The sequence below is a fragment of the Kosakonia pseudosacchari genome (assembly GCF_900184035.1).
Classification (GTDB): Bacteria; Pseudomonadota; Gammaproteobacteria; order Enterobacterales; family Enterobacteriaceae; genus Kosakonia; species Kosakonia pseudosacchari.
The window spans coordinates 247,211-265,102 of the sequence record NZ_FXWP01000027.1 but is presented as its reverse complement, the minus strand read 5'-3'; the positions used below and the strand labels follow the sequence as shown (position 1 = coordinate 265,102).

Annotated in this window: 18 protein-coding genes; 9 read left to right on the top strand and 9 right to left on the bottom strand. The window is 56.3% G+C overall.

Going from position 1 to position 17,892, the window contains the following annotated elements; all coding sequences use genetic code 11:
* Positions 1–35: 35 nt before the first annotated feature.
* Positions 36–437, bottom strand: a complete 402-nt coding sequence (locus tag BN2591_RS23855) for a RidA family protein (RefSeq protein WP_086874189.1) — start codon at positions 435–437, stop codon at positions 36–38.
* A 108-nt stretch (positions 438–545) separates the two neighbouring features.
* Between BN2591_RS23855 and BN2591_RS23850 the strand changes: the two genes are divergently transcribed.
* Positions 546–1,151 (top strand): TetR/AcrR family transcriptional regulator, encoded by a 606-nt coding sequence (locus BN2591_RS23850; RefSeq protein ID WP_086874188.1) that lies wholly within the window; start codon positions 546–548, stop codon positions 1,149–1,151.
* 233 nt (positions 1,152–1,384) lie between these two features.
* On the opposite strand, the gene BN2591_RS24435 is transcribed toward BN2591_RS23850, so the two are convergent.
* The 5 genes from BN2591_RS24435 to fdhF form a co-directional block, all read right to left on the bottom strand.
* Complete coding sequence (locus tag BN2591_RS24435) at positions 1,385–1,588, bottom strand: hypothetical protein (RefSeq protein WP_141399330.1); 204 nt, start codon at positions 1,586–1,588, stop codon at positions 1,385–1,387.
* 69 nt (positions 1,589–1,657) lie between these two features.
* Positions 1,658–2,644 carry a cytochrome d ubiquinol oxidase subunit II gene (locus BN2591_RS23840; protein ID WP_086874186.1) on the bottom strand — a complete coding sequence of 329 codons (987 nt, stop codon included), beginning with the start codon at positions 2,642–2,644 and terminating at the stop codon, positions 1,658–1,660.
* Between the two features lies 1 nt (position 2,645).
* Positions 2,646–4,022, bottom strand: coding sequence for a cytochrome ubiquinol oxidase subunit I (locus BN2591_RS23835; protein WP_086874185.1), 1,377 nt, complete (start codon positions 4,020–4,022; stop codon positions 2,646–2,648).
* Positions 4,022–4,501 carry a helical membrane plugin domain-containing protein gene (locus tag BN2591_RS23830; RefSeq protein ID WP_086874184.1) on the bottom strand — a complete coding sequence of 160 codons (480 nt, stop codon included), beginning with the start codon at positions 4,499–4,501 and terminating at the stop codon, positions 4,022–4,024. Before BN2591_RS23830 ends, BN2591_RS23835 begins: the two co-directional genes overlap by 1 nt.
* A complete protein-coding gene (gene fdhF / locus BN2591_RS23825; RefSeq protein ID WP_086874183.1) occupies positions 4,501–7,473 on the bottom strand; it encodes a formate dehydrogenase subunit alpha in 2,973 nt (990 codons plus the stop codon). Before fdhF ends, BN2591_RS23830 begins: the two co-directional genes overlap by 1 nt.
* A gap of 518 nt (positions 7,474–7,991) precedes the next feature.
* Between fdhF and BN2591_RS23820 the strand changes: the two genes are divergently transcribed.
* The 6 genes from BN2591_RS23820 (at position 7,992) to gap (ending at position 11,799) form a co-directional block, all read left to right on the top strand.
* Complete coding sequence (locus BN2591_RS23820; RefSeq protein WP_016495712.1) at positions 7,992–8,174, top strand: con-10 family general stress protein; 183 nt, start codon at positions 7,992–7,994, stop codon at positions 8,172–8,174.
* 101 nt (positions 8,175–8,275) lie between these two features.
* Positions 8,276–8,773, top strand: a complete 498-nt coding sequence (locus tag BN2591_RS23815; protein ID WP_017457067.1) for a YciE/YciF ferroxidase family protein — start codon at positions 8,276–8,278, stop codon at positions 8,771–8,773.
* Between the two features lie 34 nt (positions 8,774–8,807).
* Positions 8,808–9,314 carry a ferritin-like domain-containing protein gene (locus BN2591_RS23810; protein WP_086874182.1) on the top strand — a complete coding sequence of 169 codons (507 nt, stop codon included), beginning with the start codon at positions 8,808–8,810 and terminating at the stop codon, positions 9,312–9,314.
* A 66-nt stretch (positions 9,315–9,380) separates the two neighbouring features.
* The gene (locus BN2591_RS23805) at positions 9,381–9,581 is read left to right on the top strand and encodes a hypothetical protein (RefSeq protein WP_086874181.1); all 201 of its coding nucleotides are present in this window, start codon (positions 9,381–9,383) and stop codon (positions 9,579–9,581) included.
* Between the two features lie 143 nt (positions 9,582–9,724).
* Complete coding sequence (locus BN2591_RS23800; RefSeq protein ID WP_086874180.1) at positions 9,725–10,705, top strand: GlxA family transcriptional regulator; 981 nt, start codon at positions 9,725–9,727, stop codon at positions 10,703–10,705.
* An 83-nt stretch (positions 10,706–10,788) separates the two neighbouring features.
* Positions 10,789–11,799, top strand: coding sequence for a type I glyceraldehyde-3-phosphate dehydrogenase (gene gap / locus BN2591_RS23795; RefSeq protein ID WP_086874179.1), 1,011 nt, complete (start codon positions 10,789–10,791; stop codon positions 11,797–11,799).
* A 32-nt stretch (positions 11,800–11,831) separates the two neighbouring features.
* Here gap and BN2591_RS23790 read toward each other — a convergent pair whose 3' ends face one another.
* The gene (locus tag BN2591_RS23790) at positions 11,832–12,194 is read right to left on the bottom strand and encodes a MerR family transcriptional regulator (RefSeq protein ID WP_086874178.1); all 363 of its coding nucleotides are present in this window, start codon (positions 12,192–12,194) and stop codon (positions 11,832–11,834) included.
* A gap of 85 nt (positions 12,195–12,279) precedes the next feature.
* On the opposite strand from BN2591_RS23790, the gene BN2591_RS23785 reads away from it, so the two are divergent.
* Positions 12,280–13,164, top strand: coding sequence for an alpha/beta fold hydrolase (locus BN2591_RS23785; protein WP_086874177.1), 885 nt, complete (start codon positions 12,280–12,282; stop codon positions 13,162–13,164).
* Between the two features lie 37 nt (positions 13,165–13,201).
* Here BN2591_RS23785 and adhP read toward each other — a convergent pair whose 3' ends face one another.
* Positions 13,202–14,233: an alcohol dehydrogenase AdhP gene (adhP, locus tag BN2591_RS23780; RefSeq protein WP_086874176.1), complete on the bottom strand. Its 1,032-nt coding sequence runs from the start codon at positions 14,231–14,233 to the stop codon at positions 13,202–13,204.
* Between the two features lie 27 nt (positions 14,234–14,260).
* Positions 14,261–15,781: an acetaldehyde dehydrogenase ExaC gene (gene exaC / locus BN2591_RS23775; RefSeq protein ID WP_086874175.1), complete on the bottom strand. Its 1,521-nt coding sequence runs from the start codon at positions 15,779–15,781 to the stop codon at positions 14,261–14,263.
* 274 nt (positions 15,782–16,055) lie between these two features.
* Between exaC and BN2591_RS23770 the strand changes: the two genes are divergently transcribed.
* The gene (locus BN2591_RS23770) at positions 16,056–17,810 is read left to right on the top strand and encodes a sigma-54-dependent Fis family transcriptional regulator (RefSeq protein WP_086874174.1); all 1,755 of its coding nucleotides are present in this window, start codon (positions 16,056–16,058) and stop codon (positions 17,808–17,810) included.
* Positions 17,811–17,892: the final 82 nt, after the last annotated feature.

The following is a 17,892-nucleotide window of genomic DNA, read 5'->3' as shown; positions in this document are numbered from 1 at the left end:
ATCTGCAAGCCTGCGACCGTAGTCGCAGGCTTTTTTTATGCCGCGCGTTCGGGAATGCGCGCAATCACCTTAATTTCGAAATCAAAACCCGCCAGCCAGTTCACGCCCACGGCTGTCCAGTTGGGGTACGGCGGTTGCGGGAAAATCGCCTGTTTGACCTTCATGATGGTGGCGAACTGGTTTTCCGGGTCCGTATGAAAGGTGGTGACATCAATCAGATCATCAAAAGTACACCCCGCCGCCGCGAGCGTGGCCTGCAAATTATCGAACGCCAGGCGCACCTGCGCGGCGAAATCGGGCTCCGGGCTGCCATCGGCGCGGCTGCCAACCTGTCCGGATACAAACAGCAGATCACCGGAGCGTATTGCGGCGGAGTAACCATGTTGTTCATACAACGCATGGCGATGAGCGGGAAAAACGGGTTCGCGAGGGATCATTGGGTTACCTTTTATGGCTGAATTTAAGATACACTTCGTATATGAAGTTAATCCACATACACTGCGTATGTCAATTCACATACGCGATGTATTTAAAATGGAGTCAGTATGGTCGTTAAACGTCGCGCCCAAACCATGGAAGAGAACCGCGCCAAACTTATCGCCGCTGCCCGCAAGGCATTTGCCGAAAAAGGGTTTGCAGCGGCATCGATGGATGAATTGACCGCCAGCGTCGGCTTAACGCGCGGTGCGCTGTACCACAACTTTGGCGATAAACAGGGCTTACTTGCCGCCGTGGTGGCGCAGGTCGATGGCGAAATGGCACAGCGCGCAAAAATGCAGGCGCAAGCCACCGATAATGCCTGGGATGCGTTGCTGGCTGAAGGTGTCGCCTATATCGAGATGGCGCTCGATCCTGAAATCCAGCGCATTGTGTTGCTCGATGGCCCGGCGTTTCTTGGCGATCCTTCGCGCTGGCCAAGCCAGAATGCCTGCCTGCAGGCAACCCGTGTTGCCGTCGCCAACATGGTGGCAAATGGCGAGATGAAAGCGGTGGATGTGGAATCCGCCGCGCGTTTGCTCAACGGCGCAGCGCTGAATGCCGCGCTATGGGTTGCGGCCAGTGATAACCCGCAACAGACCTTACCCAACGTCATCGACGCGTTTATTTTGCTGGCGAATGGGCTGCGCGCAGAGAAAAAAAACCCGGCGTAATGCCGGGAATGATTGGATTGATAACGAGTTTGAACGTGGCGGCAAAATGCGCCGCCACGAAATCTGGGTAACAACAAATGAAGCCGCAAGCCGGAAAGAACAGAATCAGTGGCAGGGCTCGCGGCTATTAAAAGGGATCAATATAACGCAGAGATGACACGGCGTCGGTTGCGAATCATCCGCCCGTCGCATGCACTCCTGAGCCACTGGTGAAACATGCTACCCGCGTGTGTTCAACCTGAAGCGGCTTCTTTCTCCAGCCTGAGCACAAAATGGTTATCGTGACGGGCAATCTTCGCCCCGCTGTTGCCGTAGTTTGACGAGAGCATAAAAAAAGTATCCGCATCGACATCAAATGCCAGCTCAACTTCCTGATGCTTTCCTGAGCTAATCATTTGATATGCCTGCTTTAAGTTATAAGCTTTTGCTATAGCCATGGATAAGTCTCCGCGCATGCTGTTGCTTACTGTAAATCTCGCCTTTACTTTATAGCCTGTTTTGCCGAACTAACCCGCAATTTTTCCACTGAAGATGCGAAAAACCCAGCTGTTATAAAGCAACGTTACCGGCACCAGTAAGGCAAATGTCAGCAGCAGAAATCGCTGCGTGGCCAGTGGCGCGGCGGTTTGCGTAATGCTGAGAACAGGCGGCACAATCCACGGAAAAAGCGTAAACACCAGCGCACAAAAAGCACAACTCACCATCACCTGCACCGCCGCCAGCGGTAGAAATATGCGCCGCAATATCAGCCCCAGCCATAACAACGCGACGGCCAGTGCAGCCACCAGCGACAGGGGCAACCACAGCCAGGGGTTAAACAGATGCTGACGCCAGGTTTCGTGCAACTGCGCACTCCACACCAGCAAACCCGCCAGCAGCAACCCGGTAACAATGGCGAGCCACGGCATCACTCGTCGCCCCCACATTTCCAGCTCGCCGGTGCAGCGCCAGATTATCCACCCTGCCCCCATCAGGCTATATCCGCACACCAGCGCCAGGCCGCAATAGAGCGGAAAAGGACGCAGCCACTCAAAACCGCTACCGGTAAACTGGCGCCCATCGGTGGAAATCCCCTGTAGCAGCGCGCCCACAATAATCCCTTGCGCCAGCGCGGCCAGCAGTGAACCGGCGATCAGCATCGAGTCAAACAGCCGTGGCGCATAGTGGCGATACTCAATCCCCATGCCGCGCATCACCAGCGCCAGCAACATCACAAACACCGGGATATAGAGCGCGCTGAGGATAATGCCGTACGCCAGCGGGAAAAGTCCCAGCAAGCCGCCCACCGCAAGCACCAGCCAGGTTTCGTTGCCATCCCAGACCGGCAGTAAAGAGAGATTGATAATATGGCGCGATTCAGGGCTGCGCTGAAACGCGCACAGGATGCCGGTGCCCAAATCCGTGCCATCAAGCAGAACATAGATCAGCAAACTGAGCGCCAGCGCCGCGGCACAAAGCGCATCAAGCCAGGGCAAACCTAAAATATCCGGCATATCACGTCCCCTTCCCGCTGCGTTCGGCCACCTCGGGCATGGCACCTTTTTCATGCCTGGTGGGTAAGCGCGACATCAGCTTAAGCAAAAACCACAGTCCCAGCGCAAAAAGCGCCATATAAACCGCCACGGTGACCAGCAATGAGCCCAACACCAGTTCCGCTGAAACCGGCGCAACACTGTGCGATGTACGCAGCAAGCCGTAGACCGTCCACGGCTGACGCCCCGCCTCTGTAACCAGCCAGCCCGCGAGCATGGCGATAAATCCGGCGGGTGCCAGCAGCACCATGATGCGTTGTAACCAGCGTGCGTGCCACAAACGCCTCCGCAGACGCACTATCAGCCCGGCAATGCCCGCTGCCGCCATGGCGAGGCCAAGCCCGACCATCACGCGAAACGACCAGAACACCACCGGCACCCACGGCAACGCTTCCGCCGGGTACTGGTTGAGCGTATGAATGCGTCCTTCAAGATTGTGGCGCAAGTAGAGTGAACCGATATCGGGAATGGCGATTTCATACAGATTGCGGCGCTGTTGCATATCCGGCAGCGCAAATAATCGCAGCGGCTCGCCTTCACCCGGCGGTGGTGGATCCCACGCGCCTTCCATCGCCGCCAGTTTTATCGGCTGATGGTCGCGCGTATTCTCGCCATGCAGATCGCCAAGCACGATCTGTACCGGTGCCATGATCACCAGCATCCACAGGCCCAGCGAGAACATCTGCCGCGCCGCCGGATGTCGCGCCTCGCGCAGCAGATGCCACGCCCCGCAAGCCGCCACCAGGCACGCGGTGCCTAACATGGCCGCCACCACCATATGCGCCATGCGCCAGGGAAATGACGGGTTGATGATTGCCGCCCACCAGTCGACCGGCACAAAGCGCCCATCGGCCGCCACGGCGAAGCCATCCGGCGTTTGCATCCATGAGTTGGCGGCAAGGATCCAGAACGCGCTGAACAGCGAACCAAGCGCCACAATGCAGGTCGCCATAAAATGCACCCACGGCCGGACTTTGCCCATGCCAAAAAGCACTACCCCCATAAACCCCGCTTCAAGGAAGAAAGCGACCAGCACTTCCATGTACATCATCGGGCCAAGCACTGCCCCCGCACGGCTGGCAAGCCCGCTCCAGTTTGTGCCGAAGGCGAACTCCATCACCACGCCGGTGACCACGCCCACCGCCACGTTAAGCGCAAAAATTTTGCTCCAGTAGCGCCACAGCGACAGCCAGAGCGTCTGCCTGCGCCAGAGCCACATCGCCTCAAGGAACATCAAAAAATGCGCCAGGCCAATAGAAAAGGCCGCCAGCACAATATGAAAGCCGATGGTAAAAGCAAACTGGCCGCGAGCCAGCAACAGCGCGGTTTCCTCGTTCATTATGCGTCGCTGGGTTTACCGCTCCACGCGGAGATCGGCTTATCAACCGGCTCCTCCATGCGCCGCGCGAAGGCTTTCATCCCACTGAGCAGCGGTTGCAGGGCATGCCACAGCTCCTCGTCCTGCAGCATCTTCCACGCCCCCTGCAGACCCGGAGCGTTATGCTCACCCGCGTCGCCAGGCTGGCTTAGCGCATCGACCATATCGCGCAGGCCAAAGGCCAGTTTGTACATTCTCTCTGGAGGAATGCTGGAGAGCGCGAGCAGCAGCACCGAGATATTCTGTATCGCATTGAGCGTGCCTTCGCGCTGTAAGCCTTTAACCAGCACCTGCGCGATCTCCTGATTGGCACCTACCAAATCATTCGCCAGGCGCAGCACGCCATGCTGATGCAGCGACTCCAGCAGCCGCGTCAGCTCTTCATGGGCATCGGGGCCAATTTTTGCCGGTTCCGGCTGATAATCAATCGCTTTTGCCATCAGAATTTCTCCGGGTGGGGTTCGGTTGCAGGCGGTTCGCGGTAATCTTCGCGCCGCCATTTTGCTTCTACTGGCACCTTGTCAATCGGGGTGCGTTTACCGTGGCGGAAATTGTGCTTCGGTAGCGGGTCGGGCAACGGCGGGCGATCCAGCGTTTCCAGGCGCACAGCCAGCTCTTTGTAGGCAGGCGTATTGACCGACGGATCGTGGTGTTCGCCAGTGAGTTTGTTAATCCCCTCTTTGCCCTGATGAATGGAAATAAACAACACCTTGCCCTGAACGCGATCGGTCACCACCACTGGCACCTCAACTTCTCCGCGCCGGGAGATAAGTTTTACCCAGTCGCCTTCCTGCAAGCTGCGCGCGCTCGCCAGCTGCGGGCTGATTTCCACAAACCAGTCCGGCGAAAGGCTGGTTGTGCGCCCGCCCTGCCCGGTCTGGTTGGTGGACTGGAAATGCTCCAGCATCCGGCCATTGTTGAGCAACAAATCATATTCGGCATCGGCCTCTTCAGCGGGCGGTTGCCAGCTCAGCGGATAAAGTGTGGCGCGTCCATCAGGGGATTTAAAGCGTTCGGTATAGAGCAGCGGCGTGCTGCTGCCACCGGCGTTGACCGGCCAGATTTGCGATTTCCAGCCCTCGAGACGTGAATAGCTCACTCCGGCAAAGCTTTCAGCAATGCCCGCCACTTCCGCCATGATCTCCTGCGGATGTTGATAGCCCCAGTCATGGCCCATACGCGCCGCCAGTTGCGTGAGGATCCACCAGTCAGGACGGCTGTCGCCGAGCGGCTCCATAACCGAATAAAAGCGCTGAATTCGCCGCTCAGTGTTTACAAATGAGCCCTCTTTTTCCACGCTCGGACAGCCGGGCAACACCACATCAGCAAACTGCGCTGTGCGGCTAAGAAACAGATCCTGCACCACCAGAAAATCGAGGTTGGTAAAACCCTGATGCACATTTTCCGCATCCGCATCGGCAAAGGCGGTTTCCTCGCCAATCACATACATGGCGCGGATCGCATCTTGGCGTGCCAGTTCGACCATCATAAAGTTATCCTGCCCGACCTTGAGCGACAAGCGCTCAGCCGGTACGCCCCAGGCCCTGGCCCATTTTTCGCGGATCTGTGGATCGCTGACCGATTCATAACCGGGGTAGAAGTTTTTCAGGCAGCCAAAGTCGCTGGCGCCCTGCACATTGTTATGTCCGCGCATCGGGTAGCCGCCGGTGCCGGGTCTGCCATAGTTGCCGGTCACCAGCAACAGGTTGGATAACGCGGTGCTGGTGTCTGCGCCGTGGCTGTGCTGCGTGATGCCCATCGCCCACATAATGCAGACGCTGCGCGCCTTACCTATCATCTCTGCTGCTTCGCGCAGGGTCTCTTGCTGGATGCCGGTGATTTGCGCGGCGTAATCCAGCGTAAAAGGCGCCAGCGACTGGCGATAGTCGTCAACCGGGTTGACGCGTTCAGCGAGGAACGTTTTATCCTCATAACCGTGGTCAAACATGTAGCGCGCCATCGCCGATGCCCATACCAGATCGGTGCCGGGATGAATGCGTAAATGCAGGTCGGCGCGTTCCGCCATTTCATGGCGTCTTGGGTCGACCACCAGCCATTTTTGCCCGCGGTGTTTTTTTGCGGCTTTCAGGCGTGAGGCGATCACCGGATGGTTTTCCGCCGTGTTGCTGCCGACAATGATCACCAGCTCAGCCTGTTGCAGATCGTCAATCGTCCCGGCATCGCCGCCATAGCCCACCGTGCGAAACAGCCCTTCCGTGGCCGGATTCTGGCAATAGCGCGATGAGTTATCCACGCTGTTGGTGCCAATAATCGCGCGGGCAATTTTCTGCGTCAGATAGGCTTCCTCATTGCTGCCTTTGCTGGAACCGATAAAACCGATACTGTCCGGGCCGTACTGGTCACGGGTCTGTAATAAGCGGCTGGCGACAAGGGTTAACGCTTCTTCCCAACTTGCCGGGCGGAAACGGTCATTTTCACGAATCAACGGCGTGGTCAGGCGCTGCGGGCTGTTAATGAAGTCCCACGCGAATTTGCCTTTAACACAAGTGGAGATGCCATTCACCGGTGCATCAACGACGGGCTGCACTTTCAGAAGCTGGCGGTCGCGGGTCCACATTTCAAAGCTGCATCCTACGCCGCAATAGGTGCAGACGGTTTTGGTGCGTTTGATCTCCTGCTGGCGTAATGCGGTATCCATCACCGAAATACCGGAGATAATTTCAGCACCGGTGGAATTTTCCAGCACTTTAATCACATCAATCAGCGGCCGTTTGAGCGACTGGCGCATCGACGTAAAAGGCCCGGCATCCGGCTGCATGCTTTTTTCCAGTAGCGCATTACACGGGCAAACCGTCACGCAGTGCCCGCAGCTCACACAGCTCGAACCAGCAATCTGATTTCCCCCGTCCCACAGCACGCGCGGGTGCTCCATGGTGTAATCAATGCTCAGCGTTTCGTTGACTTCCACATTCTGGCACGCGTCCACGCAGCGTCCGCACAAAATGCATTGATCCGGGTCGTAGGTGTAAAACGGGTTGGAGTGATCTTTGACATAAGGCTTGCGCGTGTACGGGTAGCGCTGAATGGGAATATGCATATCCACCATGGTGTTATGCAAGGTACAGTCGCCAGTGTTGTGTTCGCACACGGTACAATAAAGTTCATGTTTAGCCAGCAGGCGATCCATGCCTTCTTCGCGCGCCGCGCGTGCCTGGGTGTCCAGCGAGTTAATTACCAGCCCTTCTTTGCTTCGCAGCGTACAACCGCGCACCAGCTTCCCCTCCTGTTCGACCCAGCACACATCGCAGGTCTGTAGCGGATCGAGCGCCGGGTGGTAGCAAACATGGGGTAGCGTGATATTGCAGGTTTCAAGAAAATCGATCAGCGGGACATTTTCCGGGCCAACCAGCGCCCTACCGTCGTACAGGACGGTACATTTTTGCAGGCTCATCTTGCTTCCTCACCAAAAAAGGCTGTACGCGCACTCCCCGGTTCGACAGTTCAGTGACCTGGCAAAAAGTCGTTCCTGTTCAGGGTGACGTATCGGTTATGAAGTTTAAAAGTAGTTGCCGCATTAACGACGAGCCAAACGGTAACTGGCATTCTGTATCCCTGTTTAAGACTTCTCTTAAAATCATTAGCATTAATGATGTTTCACCAAAGCCAAATGTAAGTTTATGTCAATAAATGCCATTTTCATGCCAATAATCGCATGAAAAGAAGCGGGTAATAACAAGCGGTAATATTAGATTCCAATCTACTTTCTGCTAAGTAACTTATTTTAAAGATACATCGCCAATGCCGCTTTGTTTAAATAACAAGCAACTACACCTTAAGGAGTATTTTTTAACGTAGGAATTTTCACGTTTGACTATTTCAGCACAGCGACTAACTTTAATCCCTGAACGCGGTGAACATGTTATTGAATATTCATGTTCATATATTTAACAACGAAACAGGAGAAATATTATGGCTGAACATCGTGGCGGCTCAGGTAATTTCGCCGAAGATCGTGAAAAAGCGTCCGAAGCGGGCCGCAAAGGCGGTCAACATAGCGGTGGTAATTTCAAAAATGATCCACAGCGCGCTTCCGAAGCAGGTAAAAAAGGCGGCCAGAATAGCCACAGCGGCGGCCGTAAATCAGGGGATTAATTTCTGATTTAATTTTTTTACCGCACCAATATATTTATTGCATTACTGGCGAGCCGGCAACGGCTCGCTATTTTTAACCCTGGAATTAAAGGTCTTTAATTATGCAGATTAATACGCTAAACGATTTATTTATTCATGGCTTGTCGGACATTTACAGCGCGGAAAAACAACTTGCTCGCGCGTTAGCCAAACTGGCACGCGAAGCCTCTACCACCGAACTGGTGCAGGCGTTCAAACAACACATGGAAGAGACCCAAGGCCAGATAGAGCGCATCGATCAGCTGCTTGAAGCCGAAAGCGGCCTCAAGTTAAAACGCATGAAGTGCCATGCAATGGAAGGTCTGGTTGAAGAAGCAGACGAGGTTATTGAAAGCACAGAAAAAGGCACCATTCGTGACGCTGCTTTAATTGCCGCTGCGCAAAAAGTTGAACATTATGAAATTGCCTCTTACGGCACGCTCTGCACCCTTGCCGATCAATTAGGCTATAAAAAAGCGAAAACACTTCTGGCGCAAACGCTGGAAGAGGAAAAAACCACCGACAATCTGCTTACTAAAATTGCGACCAGCAAAATTAATTCCAAAGCGGAAGTAGAATAAAAGTCATTAAGTTAATTCCACCTGAGGTAAACGTATGACACGCGAAGAGAATTATCACGACTGGCTACGTGACGCACATGGGATGGAAAAACAGGCAGAGTCGATGCTGGAGGCGATGGCTAAACGCATCGACAATTATCCTGTATTAAAAAGTAAAATTGAAAGTCATTTAGCCGAAACCCGCGAACAAATAGTGTTACTTGAAGGGCTTATTGATCAATGCGGAATATCGCGATCGGTTCTGAAAGATACCATGGGTAAAATGGCGGCGATGGGTCAGGCCGTTGGCGGTGTCTTTAATTCCGATGAGGTGGTTAAAGGCGCAATAGGTGGCTATGTCTTTGAGCAATTTGAAATTGCTTGCTACACCTCATTGATTAGAACGGCTGAAGAATTGGGTGATGTTAACGGCGTGCATGTGCTGCAAAAAATTGTGGCGCAAGAGATTGAAATGGCGGAGTGGATGCTCCAGCACGTTCCGGAAGTGACAACTCAATTCCTTGACCGCTCCAGCGCACCGGGCGTTGAGGCGAAAAAATAACCTGCGTTAACTGTTAATGGAGAGACGACGATGCTGCCAAAGCTGAAACGCGTAAGGAATGTGTTAATGAACAACCGTGCCAGTGACGATCTCGGCTGGCAGGTGTTGAGCGAGTTCGAACGCGCCCGACAACAAAAACCCTTTGTTGCCGGGCAACCCGCCAGCAACCATGATGAGGCTGAACTGCTGCAACCCGAACTTTCTCTCGACCCTGTGCAGGAATATCTGGTCACGACGATGGCTAATCGTAAACAGGCCAGTGAGTAACGCCCGCAGCGCGCGTTATTCCATAACCCTTTGTGTCTTGTTAGATTTGCCCGGCGCGGAGGCTCCGGGTTTTTTATTGCACCTTCGTCCGTCATCTTCCGAACGGGCTTGACTTAAAAAGTAATTGGCGTACGTTTCAGGACATGAAAACATTCCTGATTATTGTTCCTGATGGCGGCATGCTGTTCGAAGCCGCCGGTATTGCCGACATTCTGATGCAGGCCAACCAGCTGCACCCGAATGAGACCGCGCAGCCGCGCTATCGCGTTACCGTTGCCACCACCCAACCTCACCAGGTGATCCACGGCCAGTCCGGGCTGAACCTGCTGGCCGATCACCGCCTGCCGGATATCGATCCGCGCCAGCCGTGGGATACCATTATGATAACCGGACGCGGTACCGATGCCGAGGAAGGCACGGCCGTGGTGGACTGGCTGCGTCTTGCCGCGCCGCACGCGCGCCGGGTCGTTTCTATTTGCGGCGGCGCGATGCTACTGGCACAAAGTGGGTTGCTCAACGGGCGACGCGCAACCACCCACTGGCGGTTACTGGAAACCATGCAGAAAGAGTACCCCGCAGTCACCGTTGAAAGCGGCCCGCTCTATATTCAGGACGGGCCAGTCTGGACCTCCGGCGGCGTCAGTTCCGGCTTCGATCTCACGCTGGCGCTGGTCGAGGATGACTACGGCTTCTCTCTCGCGCTGGATATCGCGCAAAACATGGTGATGTACCTGCGCCGCCCCGGCGGGCAGTTGCAGTTCAGCCGCTATCAACTACAGCAGGCCAGCGGCGTCGGGCCCATCAGCGAGCTGCAAAACTGGATCCTGGCCAACCTGGCTGAGGATTTATCCGTTGAACGTCTTGCGGAACAGGTTGCGATGAGCCCGCGCAATTTCACCCGCGTCTTTACCCGTGAAAGCGGCGTTCCCCCCGCGCGCTATGTCGCCGAAGCGCGCCTTGCCGCCGCACGTAACCGACTGGAACAAACCAGTGAAACCCTGGAGCAGATAGCCGCCGCCACCGGTTTTGGCAGCAGCATCAATCTGCGGCGCATTTTTGAACGCCAGTTACACCTCACACCAGGCGATTACCGCCAGCGCTTCCACTGCCGCAAATTGGCGTAAAGTGATCCTTTTTTGTCGTTTACGCCAAACCGCGACCGGCCTACAGTAACTGCAGTTAGTTACCGCACAGGAAGGAGTCAATTATGGTTAAGGTCGGCATTAATGGTTTTGGCAGAATTGGACGCAACGTGTTACGCGCGGCGCTGGGCAACGCAGAGATTCAGATTGTGGCGATTAACGATCTGACGGACAGCAAAACCCTCGCCCATCTGCTGAAACATGATTCTCTGCTCGGCACCCTGCCCGTTCCGGTAGAAGCGGGTGAAGGCCAGTTGTTCGTCGATGGCAAAGCGGTGCGTGTATTCAGCGAACGCGATCCGGGCAACATTCCGTGGCGTGACGTTGGCGTGGAAGTGGTGATTGAAGCCACCGGTTTCTTCACCGAACGCGACAAAGCCGAAGTGCATATCAGCCGCGGCGGCGCAAAACGGGTGATCATCTCCGCACCGGGTAAAAATGATGATTTAACCATCGTGCTCGGCGTTAATGACCGTGAATACGATCCGCAGCGCCATTTCGTGGTCAGCAACGGCAGTTGTACCACCAACGGCCTCGCCCCTGCCGCGCAGGTGTTGCATCAACGTTTCGGCATCGAACATGGCCTGATGAATACCACCCATGCCTACACCAACAGCCAGGCGCTGCATGACCAGCCGGAAAAAGATCTGCGCGGTGCGCGTGCTGCGGCGCTGTCGATTGTGCCTTACTCCAGCGGCGCGGCGAAAGCGCTCGGCAAAGTGATCCCGGAACTTGACGGGCGGCTGACCGGTTACTCCCTGCGCGTACCGGTGCCGGTGGTGTCGATTGTTGACCTGACGGTAACACTGAAGCGTGATGTGACGGCTGAAGAGGTGAATGCCGCATTCCGCGAAGCCGCCAGCGCAGGCCCGCTGCAGGGTATTCTCGGTTACAGCGATGAACCGCTGGTTTCCAGCGATTACCAGGGCGATCCGCGCTCATCCATCATCGACGGTTTATCAACCCTGGTCATTGGCGGCAATCTGGTGAAAATCCTCGCCTGGTATGACAACGAGTGGGGATTTTCGAATCGCCTGGTTGAGCTGGCTGTACGTATGGCTCAGCGCGGTTTGTAACGGGCGACACGCCTTCACTCTACGACGACGCCTCAGGGCGTCGTTTTTTGTTCTGTCTCGGCCAACGCGGCAGCCAGTTGCGCGCGCCGGCGTTCAAGGGTAGCGATTTGCGCCTCAATCGTCGCCAGCCGTTCACGCTGCAACGCGCGCGTTTGCGGGCACATCCCCGCCCCTTCTTCATTGCGCATGCAGGCAGGAAAAGCGGCAATTTCAGCAATGCTAAAACCTGTCGCGATTAACTGCTGGATTTGCCTCACCTGCCCGAGCGCCTGCGGCGGAAAGTAGCGATAACCGTTGCAGGCACGCGTGCTGCACAGCAGACCGTGGCGATCGTAATGGCGGATGGCGCGCACGCTGATGCCCGTTTGTCGGGCGAGTTCGCCAATTGATAACATCCTCTTCCTCCCGGTAAATGGCTTGACTCTGACACCAGTGTCAGGGTTGAGGATAGCGGCGTACATTCATCTGGAGGAACATTTTATGCTGTTATCCCCTGGTCGTTACCTCGCCATTTTGTTATTCAGCGTTTCCGCCTCGCTGTTTGCCAGCGACAGGCAGTACACCGCCACCTCGGCGGACGGTGTGCAACTGGCGATACAAGAGTCCGGCTCGCCGCAAGGTAAACCGATTATCTTTATTCACGGGTTATTAGGCAGCCACCTGAACTGGGAAAAACAGCGTCAGGACCCGGCATTGCAACGTTTTCGGTTGATCAGTTTTGATTTGCGCGGCCATGGTCTGTCGGCAAAACCGACACAGGCAGAGGCCTACCGTGAGGGAAGCCGCTGGGCAGAAGATGTCGCCGCGGTCATTGCCGCAAGCCATGCAAAAAAACCGCTGCTGGTCGGCTGGTCGCTCGGCGGTGCGGTGATCAGTCACTACCTGGCGGATGCCGGTGATAAGGCGCTTTCCGGCGCGCTGTATGTCGATGCCGTGGTGGAGTTAACGCCCGATCAGATCCCGGCGCATCCACACGTCTATCAGGCGATGACCTCGGCGGATTTAACCACCCATCTGGATGGCGAGCGCGAGTTTCTGCGGCTCTGCTTCTACCGGCAGCCTGATGCGGTTACCTTCGCGCGCCTGCAAGCCAATGCGGCGATGGCCTCCTGGGAGATGCAACGCGCCGTGCCGTCGATGAAAGTTGCGCTTGAGCAAGGGCTGGGGAAAGCGACAATCCCGGTACGTTTTATCTACGGCAAACACGATCGGCTGGTAAATCCGCAGACATCGCTGGCGCGGGCCAGAAGCGTGAATCCCCGGATTAGCGCGGTGTGGTTTGACCATTCGGGGCACGCCCCGTTCCTGGAAGAGCCAGCCCGTTTTAACCAGCAACTGGCAGATTTTGCGGATTCTCTGCCCTGAAACAGAAAACGGGGCATCGCTGCCCCGTTTTATGGTGTTACTTCGACATATCAACCACGATCCTGCCGGTGATTTTCCCGGCGCGCATCCGCTCAAAGATGCTGTTGATATTCTCCAGCGGCTCTACGGCGATTTCCGCATGCACTTTGTTACGCCCGGCGAAATCCAGTGCTTCCTGCAGATCTTTACGCGTACCGACAATCGAACCGCGCACCGTGGTGCCATCAAGCACCATGTCAAAAATAGACAGATCGAATTTCCCCGGTGGCAAGCCGTTAAGCACCATGGTGCCGCCACGACGCATCATGGTTGTTGCCTGTTCAAACGCTTTTGGCGATACCGCGGTCACCAGCACGCCGTGCGCACCGCCAAACTCGCTATGGAAACGTGTGCCCGGATCTTCCTGGCGCGCATTGACCACTACCGAGGCACCGAGACGGCGGGCAAACGCCAGCTTGTCATCATCAATATCGACCGCCGCCACGTTCATGCCCATCGCCACCGCGTACTGAATCGCCAGGTGTCCCAGACCGCCGATACCCGACACCACGACCCACTCTCCGGCGCGCGCTTCGGTCATTTTCAGCCCTTTATAGACGGTCACCCCGGCGCAGAGGATCGGCGCGATACTCTGAAAATCGACGTTATCCGGCAAAACCCCGACATAGCTGGCATCGGCCAGGCAATATTCGGCAAACGTACCGTTCACCGAATAACCGGAGTTTTGCTGCGAGTGGCACAGCGTTTCCCAGCCGCCAAGACAGTGTTCACAGTGACCACATGTTGAGTAGAGCCACGGCACACCGACACGATCGCCCTCTTTCACATGCTTCACACCCGGCCCGACCGCCACCACATGGCCGACACCTTCGTGGCCCGGGATAAACGGCGGGTTCGGTTTAATCGGCCAGTCGCCATCAGCGGCGTGTAAATCCGTGTGACACACGCCGGTCGCTTCAATTTTGACAAGGATTTTGCCCGGTTCAACCGCCGGCACCATTACCTCTTCAATCACCAGCGGCTGACCAAAGGCTTTCACCACTGCGGCTTTCATGGTCTTCAGTTGCATATTATCGCCTCATCCTGATGTAGATAATTAATACAGCCCCAGCGGCGAACCGCTGTAACTCACCAGCAGGTTTTTGATCTGCTGATAGTGGCTCAGCGCCAGTTTGTGGGTTTCACGCCCGACGCCTGAGTTTTTGTAACCGCCAAACGCCGCATGTGCCGGGTAGAGGTGGTAACAGTTTGTCCATACGCGACCCGCTTTAATGCCGCGCCCCATGCGCCATGCGCGGTTGATATCCAGCGTCCACACCCCGGCGCCAAGGCCAAACTCGGTGTCGTTGGCGATACGCAGCGCTTCGGCTTCATCTTTAAAGGTGGTGATGCCCAGCACCGGCCCAAAAATCTCTTCCTGGAAGCAGCGCATCCCGTTATGGCCTTTAATTAACGTCGGCTGGATATAGAAGCCATTTTGCAGCCCGTCGCCGTGTTCCACGTGAGCGCCGCCGGTAATGATTTCGCCGCCTTCGTCGCGGGCAATCGAGATATAAGAGAGGATTTTGTCGTACTGCTCTTGAGACGCCTGCGCGCCAATCATGGTGTCGGTGTCAAACGGGTCGCCTTTGCGGATGTTTTCCATGCGGGCAATGACCTTTTCTACAAACTGCGGATAAATCGACTCCTGTACCAGCACGCGCGACGGGCAGGTGCAGACTTCGCCCTGGTTGAAGAACCCGAGCACCACGCCTTCCACCGCTTTATCAATAAAACCTTCATCACCGTTCATCACATCTTCAAAGTAGATATTCGGTGATTTTCCGCCGAGCTCAACGGTGCTGGGGATGATGTTTTCCGCCGCGCACGAGAGGATATGGCGGCCAATCGGCGTGGAGCCGGTAAAGGCGATTTTTTCGATGCGTTTGCTACGTGCCAGCGGTTCACCGGCTTCCGTACCAAAGCCGTGCACCACATTCAGCACCCCTTTTGGCAACAAATCGCCAATCAGCTCCATCAACACGCAGATGCCAAGCGGCGTCTGTTCAGCCGGTTTCAGTACCACGCAGTTACCCGCCGCCAGCGCCGGAGCCAGTTTCCATGCCGCCATCAGCAGCGGGAAGTTCCACGGGATGATCTGCCCGACCACGCCCAGCGGTTCATAGATGTGGTAGGCCACCGTATTGCTGTCGATCTCTGCCGCTGTCCCTTCCTGCGCGCGAATACAACCCGCGAAATAACGGAAGTGATCAACAGCCAGCGGCAAATCCGCGCCCATGGTTTCGCGGATCGGTTTTCCGTTATCCCAGGTTTCTGTTAATGCCAGCATTTCCAGGTTGGCTTCAATGCGATCGGCGATCGCCAGCAGCACATTGGCGCGATCCTGCACGCTGGTTTTTCCCCAGGCGTCGGCGGCAGCATGCGCTGCGTCGAGAGCCTTCTCAATATCCGCCGCGTCTGAGCGCGGGAATTCGGCAATCACCTGTCCGGTGACCGGCGAGGTGTTGGTAAACCAACGCCCTTCCACCGGGTCAACAAATTCACCGCCAATATAGTTGCCATAACGCTGTTTGAAAGAGACTTTCGCGCCAGCAAGGCCAGGGTGGACATATTTCATAAGATGTTCCTCTTTTATTATCGGTACAGGTGAGGCGTCGCGCACCGTGGCGGACACAGTGACATAAGCAGTTCTTATGCCAGGTCTTAGAAAACACTCCGACACGGCTTTGTTTATGCTGATAAAACAACGGAATAACTGAAATTCGGGCTTTTGCCGGAATGAAATGACACAAAAAAGCGCGCTACGGGGTGCGGGAAGTGTGTCGCACGTCGCTACATACGGGACACTGTTATGCTACACAAATGTAACATCTCATTTAATGGAGAGTCACATGCCGCCACGCGCCTTGTCCCTCGCTCCTGCCGGGTTGCCCTGCCTGCTTGAAAACTCCTGGCAGCGTAGTCTCAGCTACGGGTTGACCCGCGATGATGACGCCCAGCCCTGGGTGGCGACATCCATGCTGAAAGATGCCCGTGCGGAAAACGGTTGGGTCAACCATCTGGCCGCTCCGCTACTGGCGCGGCTGCGCCCGCAGCTTGCCAGTCATCCGTCGATCATGGTGCTGTCCGACGCCACCGGTCTGGTGCTGGAGACCCACGGCAACCGCGACTTTCTGCAAAAAGCGCAGCGCTATGCGCTGGCACCCGGCAACCTGTGGGGCGAACACGCGCGCGGCACCAACGCAATAGGCACAGCGCTGGCATTGCAGCGCCATTGTGAAGTCTCCGGCGGCGAACATTATCTCAGCCGCAATGCAGGTTTGTTTTGCTCGGCGTCCCCCGTCTTTCGACCGGACGGACAAATTGCCGGGGTGTTAGATCTCTCAACACCCGCCCAAGCGCCACGCCGCGATGCCGCTGCGCTGATCCGTCGCGCGGTATGCCAAATAGAACATGAGTGGGCCACCAGCGCGCTTGGCGCTGACCGCTGGCTGCTGAGTTTGCATCACGACCCGTCGGTGCTCGGCAGTGCGCAGGAGTTGTTGCTGATTTTTGCCGATCAGACATTGCTCGGTGCCAACAAACTGGCGATGGATGAGTTTTCGCTGACGCCGCAGCACTTTGGCGAACTCGCTTTGCAAACGCTCTTCCCGGAGGCCAGTTTGCAGGCTGGCGAAACCACGCTCGCCGCCAGCAATACCCGGCGCTACTACGCACGTCAGACGCTACCCGCGCGGCGCTATATCGGGCGCGGCGCAGCATTCGTCAAGGATCAACTGGCGAAGGAAAAAGAGAAAGCGCTGCGCATTGTGAATGCCGGGATTGCCTTGTGCGTGACCGGTGAAACCGGCAGCGGAAAAGAGTATCTGGCACGCGAGTTATATGCCCGCAGCCAGTGGCGGACGGGAAATTTCGTCGCCATTAACTGCGCGGCGCTCCCGGAGCATTTGATTGAGTCCGAGCTGTTCGGCTATGTTCCCGGCGCATTTACGGGCGCAAGCCCGAAAGGGTATATCGGTAAGTGCCGGGAAGCCGATGGTGGTGTGCTATTCCTTGATGAAATTGGCGATATGCCGCTGGCGCTGCAAACCCGCCTGCTGCGCGTGTTGCAGGAGAAGAAAGTGACGCCGCTTGGCGCAAATAACGTGTATGACGTTAATTTCACGCTGATTTGCGCTACCCATCAGGATCTCGCCGCCCGGGTACAGGCCGGGACATTCCGCGAAGATCTGCTGTACCGCATTCAGGAGTTTCATCTGCGCATTCCCCCCTTGCGCGAGTGGCAGAATGTTGATGGGTTTATCCGGAAACTGTGGCTGGAGCTGGGCGCAGCCAGCCGCGGCCTTACCCTGAGTGACGAGGTGATAGCCACACTGGCGGGTCGCCCGTGGCCGGGAAATGTGCGCCAGTTACTCAGCCAGTTGCGGGTATTGATGGCGCTGGCGGAAGACGGCGATTGCATTACGCTTGCGGATTTACCGGCCGAGATAGCCACCACGCGCCAGCCCGTGGTTGCGCTAACGCCGAAGGATGAGCAGAGTGCGATTGACGAAGCGCAGGGCAATATGAGTCTGGCCGCGAAAAAACTGGGGATATCGCGCAGCACCCTTTATCGGCGGCTGGAGAAACGGCAAATCAGCAGTTGAATGCGTGACGGGTTAACAACGGGTTTTAACCTGGGCGGGAACGGCCGCAGACCGGGAGAGAAAAAGGGCGCACCGCGGTGCG

Excerpts from the sequence above, each read along its gene's own strand:
- BN2591_RS23855 (WP_086874189.1), bottom strand. The coding sequence starts at position 437 with ATGATCCCTCGCGAACCCGTTTTTCCCGCTCATCGCCATGCGTTGTAT.
- BN2591_RS23850 (WP_086874188.1), top strand. The coding sequence starts at position 546 with ATGGTCGTTAAACGTCGCGCCCAAACCATGGAAGAGAACCGCGCCAAA.
- BN2591_RS24435 (WP_141399330.1), bottom strand. The coding sequence starts at position 1,588 with ATGGCTATAGCAAAAGCTTATAACTTAAAGCAGGCATATCAAATGATT.
- BN2591_RS23840 (WP_086874186.1), bottom strand. The coding sequence starts at position 2,644 with ATGCCGGATATTTTAGGTTTGCCCTGGCTTGATGCGCTTTGTGCCGCG.
- BN2591_RS23835 (WP_086874185.1), bottom strand. The coding sequence starts at position 4,022 with ATGAACGAGGAAACCGCGCTGTTGCTGGCTCGCGGCCAGTTTGCTTTT.
- BN2591_RS23830 (WP_086874184.1), bottom strand. The coding sequence starts at position 4,501 with ATGGCAAAAGCGATTGATTATCAGCCGGAACCGGCAAAAATTGGCCCC.
- fdhF (WP_086874183.1), bottom strand. The coding sequence starts at position 7,473 with ATGAGCCTGCAAAAATGTACCGTCCTGTACGACGGTAGGGCGCTGGTT.
- BN2591_RS23820 (WP_016495712.1), top strand. The coding sequence starts at position 7,992 with ATGGCTGAACATCGTGGCGGCTCAGGTAATTTCGCCGAAGATCGTGAA.
- BN2591_RS23815 (WP_017457067.1), top strand. The coding sequence starts at position 8,276 with ATGCAGATTAATACGCTAAACGATTTATTTATTCATGGCTTGTCGGAC.
- BN2591_RS23810 (WP_086874182.1), top strand. The coding sequence starts at position 8,808 with ATGACACGCGAAGAGAATTATCACGACTGGCTACGTGACGCACATGGG.
- BN2591_RS23805 (WP_086874181.1), top strand. The coding sequence starts at position 9,381 with ATGAACAACCGTGCCAGTGACGATCTCGGCTGGCAGGTGTTGAGCGAG.
- BN2591_RS23800 (WP_086874180.1), top strand. The coding sequence starts at position 9,725 with ATGAAAACATTCCTGATTATTGTTCCTGATGGCGGCATGCTGTTCGAA.
- gap (WP_086874179.1), top strand. The coding sequence starts at position 10,789 with ATGGTTAAGGTCGGCATTAATGGTTTTGGCAGAATTGGACGCAACGTG.
- BN2591_RS23790 (WP_086874178.1), bottom strand. The coding sequence starts at position 12,194 with ATGTTATCAATTGGCGAACTCGCCCGACAAACGGGCATCAGCGTGCGC.
- BN2591_RS23785 (WP_086874177.1), top strand. The coding sequence starts at position 12,280 with ATGCTGTTATCCCCTGGTCGTTACCTCGCCATTTTGTTATTCAGCGTT.
- adhP (WP_086874176.1), bottom strand. The coding sequence starts at position 14,233 with ATGCAACTGAAGACCATGAAAGCCGCAGTGGTGAAAGCCTTTGGTCAG.
- exaC (WP_086874175.1), bottom strand. The coding sequence starts at position 15,781 with ATGAAATATGTCCACCCTGGCCTTGCTGGCGCGAAAGTCTCTTTCAAA.
- BN2591_RS23770 (WP_086874174.1), top strand. The coding sequence starts at position 16,056 with ATGCCGCCACGCGCCTTGTCCCTCGCTCCTGCCGGGTTGCCCTGCCTG.